This is a genomic window from Gilvimarinus sp. 1_MG-2023 (genome assembly GCF_030548285.1).
Genome location: NZ_JAUOSC010001234.1, coordinates 1 through 258 on the forward strand (window position 1 = coordinate 1; position 258 = coordinate 258).

Annotated in this window: 1 protein-coding gene; it reads left to right on the forward strand. The window is 57.8% G+C overall.

The features are described 5' to 3' along the window. Positions 1 to 26: 26 nt before the first annotated feature. On the forward strand, positions 27 to 258 hold a 232-nt coding region (locus tag Q4563_RS20805; protein WP_442903837.1), incomplete at its 3' end, for an NAD(P)/FAD-dependent oxidoreductase.

The window sequence follows — 258 nt, forward strand, 5'->3', positions numbered from 1 at the left end:
GCTGCTGTGAACCGTGAGAGATAGCTATGACCCAACGTGAATCCATGGCCTACGATGTCGTCATTGTCGGCGCAGGTCCATCTGGCCTCAGTGCCTCGATACGACTGGCCCAACTGGCGCAGGAGCAGGGTCAGGAACTGACCATTTGTGTGGTCGAAAAAGGCTCTGAAGTCGGGGCGCATATTCTTTCCGGCGCGGTGATAGAAACCCGTGCTCTGGATGAGCTGCTACCGGACTGGCAAGCACTCGGTGCACCCT